Source organism: Streptomyces sp. NBC_01335, from assembly GCF_035953295.1.
Taxonomy (GTDB): Bacteria; Actinomycetota; Actinomycetes; order Streptomycetales; family Streptomycetaceae; genus Streptomyces.
In genome coordinates this window covers 3,980,028-3,992,016 of record NZ_CP108370.1, presented here as the reverse complement: position 1 = coordinate 3,992,016, position 11,989 = coordinate 3,980,028, and the positions used below count along the sequence as shown (strand labels likewise).

Annotated in this window: 8 protein-coding genes and 1 tRNA gene; 4 read left to right on the top strand and 5 right to left on the bottom strand. The window is 71.5% G+C overall.

Annotated elements, in window-relative coordinates; translation table 11 throughout:
- Positions 1–36: 36 nt before the first annotated feature.
- Positions 37–1,200 carry an ROK family transcriptional regulator gene (locus OG599_RS17090; RefSeq protein ID WP_327176829.1) on the bottom strand — a complete coding sequence of 388 codons (1,164 nt, stop codon included), beginning with the start codon at positions 1,198–1,200 and terminating at the stop codon, positions 37–39.
- Positions 1,201–1,703: 503 nt separating this feature from the next.
- On the opposite strand from OG599_RS17090, the gene OG599_RS17085 reads away from it, so the two are divergent.
- Positions 1,704–4,985, top strand: coding sequence for a glycoside hydrolase family 3 protein (locus tag OG599_RS17085; protein ID WP_327176828.1), 3,282 nt, complete (start codon positions 1,704–1,706; stop codon positions 4,983–4,985).
- Between the two features lie 206 nt (positions 4,986–5,191).
- Here OG599_RS17085 and OG599_RS17080 read toward each other — a convergent pair whose 3' ends face one another.
- On the bottom strand, positions 5,192–6,121 hold the full coding sequence (locus OG599_RS17080; RefSeq protein WP_327176827.1) for a LysR family transcriptional regulator: 930 nt from the start codon (positions 6,119–6,121) through the stop codon (positions 5,192–5,194).
- A gap of 90 nt (positions 6,122–6,211) precedes the next feature.
- On the opposite strand from OG599_RS17080, the gene OG599_RS17075 reads away from it, so the two are divergent.
- Complete coding sequence (locus OG599_RS17075; RefSeq protein ID WP_327176826.1) at positions 6,212–7,633, top strand: MFS transporter; 1,422 nt, start codon at positions 6,212–6,214, stop codon at positions 7,631–7,633.
- Between the two features lie 128 nt (positions 7,634–7,761).
- Here OG599_RS17075 and OG599_RS17070 read toward each other — a convergent pair.
- A tRNA-Ala gene (locus tag OG599_RS17070) sits at positions 7,762–7,834 on the bottom strand.
- Positions 7,835–7,995: 161 nt separating this feature from the next.
- Between OG599_RS17070 and OG599_RS17065 the strand changes: the two genes are divergently transcribed.
- Both OG599_RS17065 and OG599_RS17060 read left to right on the top strand, forming a co-directional pair.
- The gene (locus OG599_RS17065) at positions 7,996–8,544 is read left to right on the top strand and encodes a helix-turn-helix domain-containing protein (protein ID WP_327176825.1); all 549 of its coding nucleotides are present in this window, start codon (positions 7,996–7,998) and stop codon (positions 8,542–8,544) included.
- Between the two features lie 159 nt (positions 8,545–8,703).
- The gene (locus OG599_RS17060) at positions 8,704–10,041 is read left to right on the top strand and encodes a serine/threonine protein kinase (RefSeq protein WP_327176824.1); all 1,338 of its coding nucleotides are present in this window, start codon (positions 8,704–8,706) and stop codon (positions 10,039–10,041) included.
- 89 nt (positions 10,042–10,130) lie between these two features.
- Here the strand turns inward: OG599_RS17060 and OG599_RS17055 are convergent, their stop codons facing one another.
- Positions 10,131–11,477, bottom strand: coding sequence for a hypothetical protein (locus OG599_RS17055; protein ID WP_327176823.1), 1,347 nt, complete (start codon positions 11,475–11,477; stop codon positions 10,131–10,133).
- Positions 11,478–11,764: 287 nt separating this feature from the next.
- Positions 11,765–11,899: a DLW-39 family protein gene (locus OG599_RS17050; protein WP_003958712.1), complete on the bottom strand. Its 135-nt coding sequence runs from the start codon at positions 11,897–11,899 to the stop codon at positions 11,765–11,767.
- Between the last annotated feature and the right edge of the window lie 90 nt (positions 11,900–11,989).

Below are 11,989 nucleotides of genomic sequence, written 5' to 3'. Positions count from 1 at the left end.
CCGGCGGACCGGCGGACCGTGGGCCCCGTCGGTGGCTCAGTGCGGGACCAGCGTGGTGGCGAGCCTGAGGGCGCCCAGCAACTCGGCGCGGGCGCCGAGCCCGGCGGGCAGGATCTCGAGCCCGGTCGCGATGGCGGGCTGGGCGTGCTGGCGGATCGCCGTGGTGATGCCTTCCACGAGCGCCCCGGTGGAGGCGCCCAGCTCCCCGCCCACGATCAGCGCCGACGGGTTGAGGAGGTTGCAGAACGCGGCGAGTACGCCGCCGAGCGTCCGGCCCGCCCCGTCCAGGATCCGGTCGGTCACCGGGTCGTCGACCTGCGGCAGGAAGCGCGGGCCGGTCACCACTCCGGGGTGGGTGTGGGCGATCTGCGCCGCGAGCGCGGAGACCGACACCACCGTCTCCAGGCACCCCCGGTTGCCGCAGCGGCACATCTCGGTGTGCCCCGGCAGCTGGGTGTGCCCGATCTCGCCCGCGTACCCCTGTGACCCCCGGTACGGCACCCCGCCGACGACGATTCCCGCCCCGATGCCGTGCGACACCTTGACGTAGAGAAAGTCGCGGTAGCGGCGGCCGACTCCGAGGTGCAGTTCCCCGTACGCGCCGAGAAGGGCGTCGTTCTCGGCGTGCACGGGCACCCCGAGGCGTTCTTCGAGCTCCTTGCGGGGAGCGAGCCCCACCCAACTCGACAGGATGGTGGGGGAGCGGACCAGCCCTGATCCGGTGTCGAGCGGGCCCGGTACACCCGCGACGACGGCACCGAGCCGGTCGCTCCCGAACGATCCGCGTAGTCCGTCGAGCATCCCCGCCGCACGGTCGATCGCCTCGACGGCCCGCAGGTCGACGTCGAGTTCCACCCGGTCCTCGGCGACGGGGCGGCCGAGGGAGTCGCCCAGGGCGACGTTGATGTGGTTGTGGCCGAAGTCGATGGCCGCCACGGGGGCTTCCCCGTGGCGGGGTACGACACGGAGCACCGCCGCGGGCCGGCCGCTGCCGGAGCCCGGTCCGCCGCCCTCGGCCTGTGTCTCGGTGACGCGTTCGTCGGCGAGCAGCCGGGTCACCGCGTGGTTGACGGTGCTCCGGGACAGTCCGCTGAGTGCGACGATCCGGGCGCGGGTCAGATGGCCCGCCGACTGGATGTGCCGGAAGACGTCCTCGCGGGTCCGGTCCCGGGGCGAGGAACCTGCTGACGTCTGAGGCATGCGCAGATCCTAAGGTCAGGCCTCCCGGTCCGAGGCGGGTGTGCGACGGCTTCCTTTCGCCCTCAAGTACCGCTGCCCGTAACCGAGTAGCCCTCGACGGAACTCGCCCGGGAACGCTGCGCCGACAACCTGTGAACCGGGTTCGCGGTGCATGAAGTTTCGTACCGAGCGGTTCGGCACCCTCCCCAACGGGTGCCTCCGGAACCGGTTCCGGGCACGGATCGCTCTTAACAACCCTTCTGACGTGCCCTTATAGCAGGCCGTTCGCCCCCTGTCACGGCGTCTGACAGGGGGCGAACCCCCTCCACCATTCGACCAATTAAGAGTCGAAAAACTCGCGAAACTCACGATGTTTTTGCCATTGACCACAGAAAAAGCCGCTCTTAGGGTCAGCTCAGCTCACGCCGAGCGGACGATCCTTCCGCAGACCTCCGGGCTGGAGGTTTGCCCGTCCGGCATGAACCTCCTATCTGGACAATGCGGTTGAGAGAGGACTTACTGACATGCACACCACACGTCTGCCCAGAGGTGCCCGCCGGGGCAAGGCCCTTGCGATCGCCGCCGCCACCGCTGTCGTCGCCGGCATCGTCTTCACCTCGGTCCCCGCGGCGACCGCGGCCACCTCGGACCCCAACCCGGCCGCGCTGGAGCTGAAGAACGCGGCGCTGTCGCGGGAAGCGGCCACCCAGGGCATGGTCCTCCTCGAAAACCACGACCACGCGCTCCCGATCGCCAAGAAGGGCAACATCGCCCTCTTCGGCGTCGGCGCCTACAAGACCGTCAAGGGCGGTACGGGCTCGGGCAACGTCAACAACCGGTACACGATCTCCGCCCGCCAGGGTCTGACCGACGCCGGTTACCAGGTCACCACGAGCGACGCCTACTGGTCCGCGATGACCCAGGCGTACGACACCAAGTACCCCGCGAGCGCGACGGGCAGCACCTTCGGCTCGACCGTCGACTACGCCTCCGTCGAACAGCCGCTGACCGCCGCCAACGTGGCGCCCTCGGCCTCCACCGACACCGCGGTCTTCGTCGTGGCGCGGAACTCCGGCGAAGGCTCGGACCGCTCCGCCGGCAAGGGCGACTACCAGCTCACCGACATCGAGCGCGCCAACCTGAAGCTCCTCGGCCAGACGTACAAGCGCGTCGTCGTGGTGCTGAACACCGGCGGCATCGTGGACACCTCGTTCTTCCAGGAGATAAACAGCGAGGTCAAGGACGCTCCCGGCGGCCAGGCGCTCGACGCGCTGCTGCTGATGAGCCAGGCCGGCCAGGAGAGCGGCGCCGCCCTCACCGAGGTGCTGAACGGCACCGTCACCCCGTCGGGCAAGCTCACCGACACGTGGGCCTCGCAGTACTCGTACTACCCGGCGTCCGCCACGTTCGGGAAGAACGACAACGACCCGCTGACGGAGCAGTACACCGAGGGCATCTACGTCGGTTACCGCTACTTCGACTCGCTCTACAAGAAGCTCAACCCCGCCGACCCGTCGAGCGTCGTCAACTACGCCTTCGGCTACGGCCAGTCGTACACCGACTTCGACATCAAGGCGCAGCAGGTCAAGGCCGACGCCAAGACCGTGAAGGTCACCGCGAAGGTCACCAACACCGGCCGCACCTACTCCGGCAAGGAGGTCGTCCAGGTCTACGTGTCGGCCCCGCAGACCGGGCTCGACAAGGCGTACCAGCAGCTCACCGGCTACGCGAAGACCGACAACCTCGCCCCGGGCCAGTCCCAGACGGTGACGATCAGCTTCGACACCACCTCGCTCGCCGCCTACGACGAGTCCCGCGCGGCCTACGTCCTGGACGCCGGCGACTACGTCGTGCGCGTCGGCAACTCGTCCCGGAACACGCACGTCGCGGGCCGCCTGAACCTCGCGAAGTCCGTGATCACCGAGCAGGACCACACCGAGCTGGCCGACCAGAAGCCCGCCTCCGAGCTCACCAGCTCCACGAAGGACTTCTTCACCTACCCGGGTGAACAGGCCGAGATCGCGCGGTCCGGCCGCATCCGGCTGGACCCCCGTTCGTTCCGTACGGAGAAGAAGGCGTCGCCCTACCAGCAGAACGTCCCGGTCGACTCCTCCTCCCCGTACTACGCGCTCGACGGCGACAAGATCTCTTCGACCACGGTCTACCTCGACCCGAAGCAGAAGAACTGGGAGGGCACCGGCTCGGCGTACGCCCCGAAGACCGGTGAGCAGGTCAAGCACGTGTCCACGAACACGGCGACCACCCTGTACGACGTCGCCAAGGGCAAGGCGACCATGGAGCAGTTCGTCGCCGGCCTGAGCGTCTCCCAGCTCGCCGACATCGTCGAGGGCTCCAGCGCCGCGGGCACCACGCTCACCGCCAAGGGCGCCGCCGGTTACACCACGCCGAACTACGAGAAGCTCGGCATCCCGGGGATGGCGCTCTCGGACGGCCCCGCCGGCCTCCGCCTCACGCAGAAGATCGGCACCGACGACAACGCCACCTACCAGTTCGGCACCGCCTGGCCCGTCGGCACCCTGCTCGCCCAGAGCTGGGACCGCGGCCTGGTCGCCGAGGTCGGCACGGCCGTCGGTGAGGAGATGCAGGAGTACGGTGTCCAGCTCTGGCTCGCACCGGGCATGAACATCCACCGCGACCCGCTCAACGGCCGCAACTTCGAGTACTACTCGGAGGACCCGCTGGTCTCCGGCCTGACCGCCGCGGCCACCACCGAGGGCGTCCAGTCCATCCCCGGCGTCGGCGTGACGATCAAGCACTTCGCCGAGAACTCGCAGGAGACCAACCGCACCACCAGCAACTCGGTGATCGGTGAGCGCACGCTGCGCGAGATCGAGCTCAAGGGCTTCGAGATCGCGGTCAAGGCCGCCCAGCCGATGTCGGTGATGAGCTCGTACAACAAGATCAACGGCACCTGGACGGCGAGCAACTACGACCTGCTCACCGACCTGCTGCGCGGCGAGTGGGGCTACAAGGGCACGGTCATGTCGGACTGGGGCGGCAGCCACGGCTCGCTGACCTCGATGTACGCCGGCAACGACCTCATCGAGCCCGGCGGCAACCCGGCCGAGGTCATCAACGCCATCAAGCAGGTGGCGCCGACCACCGACGTCACGGGCCTGCCCGTGTACAACCGGACCGTCACCACCACCCGCACCTCCTACACCTGGCAGTTCGGCGGCTTCACGCCGTCGGCCACCGGTGGCACGACCCTGAACACCACCGTCGACGGCAAGACCGATCTGTCGAAGACCCCGCTCTCCGGCGAGACCGTCCGGGACGCGTACAACAACCAGGTGTTCACCGCGAACGCGAAGTACGCCTCGGTCGACGCCGCGTACAAGGCGGTCGCCGCACTGCTCGACCCGAGCGCCGCCGGGCTGACCGCCGCCCAGAAGGCCGGCATCAGCCTGACGGACGTCCAGCACGCCACGGCCGGCGACGACAGCAGCCCGGTGGTCGCCTACACCGTCGCGATCAAGGGCGACTACCCCGCCCAGGGCTACCCGCTGCGCCTCGGCGACCTCCAGCGCAGCGCGATCCGTGTCCTCACCACCGCCGCGCAGAGCTCGGCGTTCGAGGAGCTCGCCGGTCTGAACGGCGTGAAGGGCATCAAGGTCGGCCCCTACACCTCGCAGTTCAAGAACCTGGAGCCCGCGGTCACCGCGACCCTGAGCAAGGTCTCCAAGTCCTCCTCGGGCAGCGGCCACGGCTCGGACGACAAGGGCCACGACAACGGCCACGGCTCGGACGGCAAGGGCCACGGCAAGGGCCACTCGGGCCACTGATCCCACCGGAACACCGACCTCACGGGCGGCGGCGCCCCTCCCGGTTCCGCCGCCGCCCACCCACTCCGGCACTTCCCCGAGCGCCCTCGACCTGCTCCGCTGGGTCGGGGGCGCTCGGGCATCCGGGCGCCGGCCCGAGGAGAGAAACTCGGGCGCCCGGTCGACGGAGCGCGGCAGTGTGCGCGTGGGCGCCGGACCACCGCAGGTCAGGCGGCCGGCGCGCCGTGGACCATGCGTGTCACCTCGGGCAAGGGGTCGGCCCGGCGGGCCACGTCGAGCAGTGCGCGCACCGCCTGCTCGGCGGGTCCGAGACGGGACCGCCACTGGGCGACGATGCTCACCGGGCGGAGCCGTTCGGCCAGACGCAACTCCACGAGTTCGCCGTCCCGGAGCTCCCGGCCGACCGCCAGCTCCGGCAGGAGCGACACCCCGTGCCCGTACCCCGCCAGCCGCAGCAGCGCCGACACCGACCCTTGTACGACGGCCAGTCGGGCACCTTCCAGGAGATCCCGTCCGAAGCGGTCCACGAGCATCTCGGACGTGCAGCCCGCCTCGGCCACCAGGAATTCGTGACGGAGCATCTGCCGGGCCGTGACCACTTCCTCCCGCGCCAGCGGATGGCTCGGCGCCGCGACCAGCACCGAGCGGTCGTGTCCCACCACGGCGTGCGGGCCGAGGGCTCGGACGCCGTTGTCGTACTGGAACACCAGATCCAGCTCGCCCGCGCCGAAGGCCCGCTCCAGCGTCTGCCGGTCGGCGACCGTCAGCACCACGTCCGCACCGGTCTCCGCGCGGCCCGCGCCGTACTCCAGGGCCGCCAGCACGTCGGGCATCCACACGTGAGCGAGCGACTCCTGCGCCCCGATCCGCAGCCGCGGCCGGTCGCCGCGCACGGCCCGGTGCATCCTCTCCTCCAGGTCCAGGGCCTCACGCGCATGCGGCAGCAGCCGGCGGCCCGCCTCCGTGAGCACCGCCCCGGTACCCGCCCGCACCAGCACGGCCACTCCCAGCTCCGCTTCGAGACGCTTGAGCTGGGCGCTCACACTGGACTGCGCGTACCCCAGGGCCTGGGCCGCGGAGGAGATGCCGCCGTGGTCATGGACCGCGACGAAAGCGCGCACATAGCGAGAATCCACGGCACCAGCATAGGCGCCATCGAACTTTCCGATGGCACCATCGGATGTAGGGCGTCGCAGGTCACACGGTGTTCGGGACACCCTTCGGCCATGACCACCGCCGCCCCCCTCTCCCGCCCTTCCCGCGTCGTACCCGGAGAACCCGACCCAGCACCAACCGGGCTCCCCGCACCCTCCCGGCTCGGTGCGAAGCTGACGTTCGCCGGTATGGCCACCGGCAATCTGCTCGTCCTGCTGGACACCTCGATCCTCAACGTGGCCGTGCCCGACGTGCAGAAGTCGCTGCACCCGTCCGCCGCGGCCCTGCCCTGGGCCGTCGACGCCTACACCGTCGTGTTCGCCGGGCTGCTCCTCGCCGGGGGCGTCCTCGCCGACCGCTGGGGCGCACGCCGTGTCTACGTCGGCGCCCTCGGTCTCTTCGCCGCGCTCTCCGTGGTGTGTGCACTGGCGCCCGGTATCGGCTCCCTCATCGCGGGCCGAGCGCTCCTCGGTGCCGCGGGCGCCGGTCTGGTCCCGGCCTCCCTGGCGTTGCTGATCCACCTGAACCCCGATCCGGCGCGGCGCACCCGGGCCATCGGCGCCTGGACCGCGCTCAGCGGCCTCGGGGCCGCGGCCGGGCCGGTGCTCGGCGGCGCGCTGGTCGAACTCGGGGGCTGGCGGCTGGTCTTCCTCGTCAATCCGCCCATCGCGCTGGCCGCGCTGCTGCTGGCCCGCCGGCTCCCCGTGCCCCCGGTACGCGCCACCCGGGCCCTGGACCGCCCGGGGCTCGGCCTGTCGACCGCGGGTCTCGGCCTGCTCACCTTCGGCCTGGTCGAGGCCGGTATCCAGGGATGGGGCTCGGGGTACGCCCTGGTCCCCGTCACCGCCGCTCTGCTCTGTTTCGCGCTGGTGGCCGTCGTGGAGCGCCGGGTCGCCGGCCCCGTCCTGCCGCCGGCCCTGCTCGCCCTGCCCAGGGTCCGTGCGGCGATGATCGCCGCCGCGGTGTCCTGCTTCGCCTACTTCGGCGGGATGTACATGTTCGCCGTCTGGCTGCAGCACGCCTACGACCTGTCGCCGTTCGCGGCAGGGCTCGCCTCGCTGCCGATCGCCTTCCCCGTATGCGTGATGCCGTTCTTCACCGGGCGTCTCGTCGCCCGGCACGGCCCTCGGCCGATCTTGCTGACCGGCATGTCCGCCGCTGTCGTCTCCGGTGTACTGCTTGCCTTCTGCACCGGCCACCACCCGTCGATGCTGCTGATCGTCGCGGCCGAACTGACGCTCGCCGCGACCGGCACCCTGTCCATTCCCGGTGCCGCCGCCGCGATGGCCGTGGCCGCACCGCCGGAGTACGCCGCCACCGGTCAGGGCGCGCTCAACGGCGTCAGGCAGGCGGGTTCCGCGCTCGGGGTGGCGGTGCTCGGCACCTTCGGCGCCCTGGCCTCGTCCGGCTACGTCCTCATCGGCGTCGGCCTGCTCGCGGTGCTGCTGGTGTCCAGGGCCACGGGTACGTCCACCGCCAGGCCGGCCTCCTGACCCAGGAGGCCCCGTGCCCGGGAAGCCCGCAGATCGGGAACGGAACCCCGGAATGCGGGCGCTCGGCACATCCGGGGAACGGAGAACCCCCTGACCACGTTTCCGCGGGTCAGGGGGTTCTGTACAGGTGGAGCCTAGGAGATTCGAACTCCTGACATCTGCCTTGCAAAGGCAGCGCTCTACCAACTGAGCTAAGGCCCCGAACAACAAACGCCACCACCCGCCATCCGCACGTGGAGCGCCCGTCGCAGACCAGAGTACCGGGTCCCGGCGGGATTCCCGCAAAGAGATGGGGACTCCCGGGGGACGACCACTCTCCGTAAGATGTCCGACTAGGTTCGCAGCAGCGAAGGGGAGGCGTGATGGACGCAGCGCAGCAAGAGGCAACCGCAAGAGCCAGGGAACTCCAGCGCAGTTGGTACGGAGAGCCGCTCGGTGCGCTCTTCCGCCGGCTGATCGATGATCTTGGCCTGAACCAGGCCCGGCTCGCGGCCGTACTCGGGCTGTCCGCGCCCATGCTGTCCCAGTTGATGAGCGGCCAGCGGGCCAAGATCGGCAACCCCGCGGTGGTCCAGCGCGTCCAGGCGCTGCAGGAACTCGCGGTCCAGGTCGCGGACGGCAGCGCCAGCGCGGGCGAGGCCGCCGACCGGATGGACGAGATCAAGAAGTCCCAAGGAGGATCGGTTCTGTCGAGCACCGGCCAGGTCACGGCCAACGGCGGAGCACCCACCGTCCGCCGTGTCGTCCGCGAGATCCAGTCGCTGCTGCGCTCGGTCTCGGCGGCCGGGGACATCATCGACGCGGCCGACTCCCTCGCCCCGACCCACCCCGAACTGGCAGAGTTCCTCCGGGTGTACGGCGCGGGTCGCACCGCGGACGCCGTCGCGCACTACGAAGGACACCAGAACTAGGGTCGCGACCGGCTCACTGGGCGCAGCACCAGTACCGGCCGCACGCCGCACAGCGGTGCCAGGGCGCGCTCGACGCCCTGGCACCCGGGTGCGTCCGGCTGCACCCGGAGTTCCGGCACCCGGCACCATCCGGCACAGGACTGGAGCGGACAGAGCGCAATGGGTGAGGTATTCGCCGGCCGGTACGAACTGGTCGATCCGATCGGACGCGGCGGTGTGGGCGCCGTCTGGCGCGCCTGGGACCACCGGCGCCGCAGGTACGTCGCGGCCAAGGTGCTCCAGCAGAGCGACGCGCACACACTGCTCCGCTTCGTGCGCGAGCAGGCGCTGCGCATCGAGCATCCGCATGTGCTCGCGCCCGCCAGCTGGGCCGCCGACGACGACAAGGTCCTGTTCACCATGGACCTGGTCAGCGGCGGTTCACTGGCCCATGTCATAGGCGACTACGGCCCGTTGCCGCCGCGCTTCGTCTGCCTCCTGCTCGACCAGCTGCTCTCGGGGCTGTCGACCGTGCACGCCGAAGGCGTGGTGCACCGCGACATCAAACCCGCCAACATCCTGATGGAGGCCACCGGTTCGGGGCGTCCGCACCTCCGGCTGTCCGACTTCGGCATCTCGATGCGCAAGGGGGAACCCCGGCTCACCGAGACCAACTACGTTGTGGGCACACCGGGTTACTTCGCACCGGAACAGATGATGGGTGCCGAGCCGGACTTTCCCGCCGACCTCTTCGCGGTGGGGCTCGTCGCCCTGTACCTCCTCCAGGGCCAGAAGCCCGACTCGCGGGCGATCATCGAGCACTTCGTCACCCACGGCACCCCCGGCGCCCCGCAGGGCCTTCCCGAGCCCCTCTGGCAGGTGCTCGCCGGGCTGCTCCAGCCGGACCCGCAGGCCCGGTTCCGTACCGCGACCGGTGCGCGCAAGGCACTCGCCGCGGCGGTGGAGATGCTGCCCGAGCCCCCGGCCGGCGAGGAGCCGGTGGAGGTGTTCGACCAGATCGGGCCACTGCCGGACGGGTTCGGCCCGCACGGCCCGCTCAACAGCCCGTACGGCGGCCCGCCCCACGCTTCGCCCGACGGAGGCCCCGCCGCCGCCCCTCCCCACGCGACTGAGGCCGCCCCGCCCGGCGGCCAGCTCCCGCACCAGGCAGCCCCGGTGTCCATGTCGGAGACCGGCAGCTTCCATCTGGCCCCGCCCCCCGTCCCCTCGTCGTGGCCCGCCGCTCCGTCGCCCGGCCCGGAACCCGCCGCCCAGGCGGCCTCCCCGGCCACCGCCGCCACGGCCGCCGGGCACCCCGGGCCCGCCCCGACACGCGGCTACACCACGCCCCACGGGCACCCCGCGGCCCCGGCGCCCGCCGCGCACCCGCACCCCGCACCACCGGCCCCTGCGCCCCGTACAGCCCGACCGGGGCCGTCCCCGAAGGTGGCGATCCCGGTCCTGGTGGTCGCGTTGCTCTGCTTCGCCGTCGGCGTCTGGGCGCTCACCCAGGCCTGAGGGGCGCCGGGTTCACCCGCCGCGCACCCGCCCGGCCGCCACCGCTGTCGGGTCAGGCCGGGTCGGGTCGGGTCAGGCCGGGTCGGCGGCTACCAGGCCTGCGGCGGTCCTCCGTACGGCGAGGACCGCCCGGCCCCCTCGGCCGCGGGCGCCCCCGCCCTGCGGCGGGCCAGCAGCGTCCAGACGCCGAGCCCCAGCACCAGCACCGTCCCCGCGCCGATCCCGGTCACGCCGACCAGCCGCATGGTCGCGCTCCGCGCCGCCTGCGGGGCGCTCTGCCCGCTGCGCGCCATGTCCCGGTCGCCGTCGCTGACACCGAAGATCCCCGCGTCACCGGCGTAGGGGGAAGGCTGAGCCCCGTTCTTCACCTGGACCGTCAGCGTCAGCTTGATCGGCCCGGCGCCGTACTCCTTCGCCACCTTGGGGCTCAGCCCGACCGCCACGTAGTACCAGCCGGCGAACCGCATGCCGGAGACGCCGGACGCCGAGGCGTAACGGTTGCTCCAGCCGACCGGGGGGAGCGGGTCGAGAGAGACGGACGCGGGCCTTCCGGAGTACGAGAGGACCGCGTCCTCCACGTGTCCGCGCGCGGGGTTCGCCAGCGAGAGCGAGAGGGCGTTGCCGAGGAAGGTGGTCGAGGCGTTGTTGTTGCTGAGTTCGGCCGTGACGTAGAGCTGCTGGCCCCAGTCGACCGGGACCCGGTAGAAGCGGGTCTGGCCGGGCGACACGGTGTCCTTCCACTCGCCCGGTTCCAGCCCGGTCGCGTCGTTGAAGCCGGTGCCGCCGGACCGGGCGGCGCGCGGCGCCGACGTGGGGAGCGGGGCGGGCGGCTCGGAGGCGAACTCCGAGGGTGCGGTGGTGGGTTGGGAGCCGGCTGCCTTCAACGCGGGCTCGACGTCGTGGCGGATCTCCAGGTCCCACGCCTCGGGGGAGGAGGTCTCCTTGCTCTTCCGCTCGATCAGGACGTCGTACGCGCCCGCCTCCTGGCAGTACGAACTCCCCTCCTTGACCGTCCGGACCGCGTAGGCGGACAGCGGACGGGCGAACTCCGCCGATCCGACGAGGGCGTCGTCCGAACCGCACTGCGAGTCGTTGCGGTCGCGGATGGACACGGTGATCCCGTCGCCGTAGGCGACTGTCTCCTCGGGCGACCGGGGCACCACGACCGCCGAGACGTACGCGTCCGAGGCCGCGTCCAGGTTCACCCGGTAGTAGAGCTTCTCACCGGGCTCGATCGAGCTGCGGTAGACCGAACCGGCGTCCAGCACCGGTGCGTCGGCGTTCGCCACGGTCCCGGTCACCCGCTTCGCGCCCGGATCGAAGGCGTACGGGGCCGGGTCGGCCGCATACGCCGGCCCGGACAGCGCCACCACCGCGCACATCGCGGCGAAGGCCGCCGACACCGCCCGGCCGCCCCTGCCGATCTGCCTCTTCACGCGCTCCCCCTCGTCGTCCCGGCGACCGCCCGCGCCCCGGCCCGTACCGCACGGAACCGCGCCCGGCGCCACCGGAGCTTCCGCCCCCGCGGCGGTCACGATGCGCGTCCATCCTGCCCCGGGGGCCCCGCCGCTGTCTGCGACCACGGCGGATCGGTGCTCTTCCCCCGGGACCGGGCCGGCCAGGTGCGTGGCACAGGAGGCGGTCCGCACAGCCACGACACCGCCCAGGACAGCACGAAGCCCCGACCGCTCGGCGGCCGGGGCTTCTCAGGGACTGCGTCGTCTCACACGCCCGAACCTGCGGGCACGGAGTCGGTCGCCTCCGTCCACAGATCCTGCTCGGCGCGATCCGCCTGGATCTGGCGGTACACGAGGAGCCCGCCGATGGCGGCCAGTGCGACCAGGAGAAGCTTCTTCACCGCGCGACCTCGTCTTTCCTAGGTTCTAAGGGACTTCTGCCGCCCGACTATACACACCGGCCGATACCGATCGGTGACCTGCCCGGGCCC

Bases quoted from the DNA above. Each gene is read 5' to 3' on its own strand.
- OG599_RS17065 (WP_327176825.1), top strand. From the start codon at position 7,996: ATGGACGCAGCGCAGCAAGAGGCAACCGCAAGAGCCAGGGAACTCCAG.
- OG599_RS17075 (WP_327176826.1), top strand. From the start codon at position 6,212: ATGACCACCGCCGCCCCCCTCTCCCGCCCTTCCCGCGTCGTACCCGGA.
- OG599_RS17060 (WP_327176824.1), top strand. From the start codon at position 8,704: ATGGGTGAGGTATTCGCCGGCCGGTACGAACTGGTCGATCCGATCGGA.
- OG599_RS17085 (WP_327176828.1), top strand. From the start codon at position 1,704: ATGCACACCACACGTCTGCCCAGAGGTGCCCGCCGGGGCAAGGCCCTT.
- OG599_RS17090 (WP_327176829.1), bottom strand. From the start codon at position 1,200: ATGCCTCAGACGTCAGCAGGTTCCTCGCCCCGGGACCGGACCCGCGAG.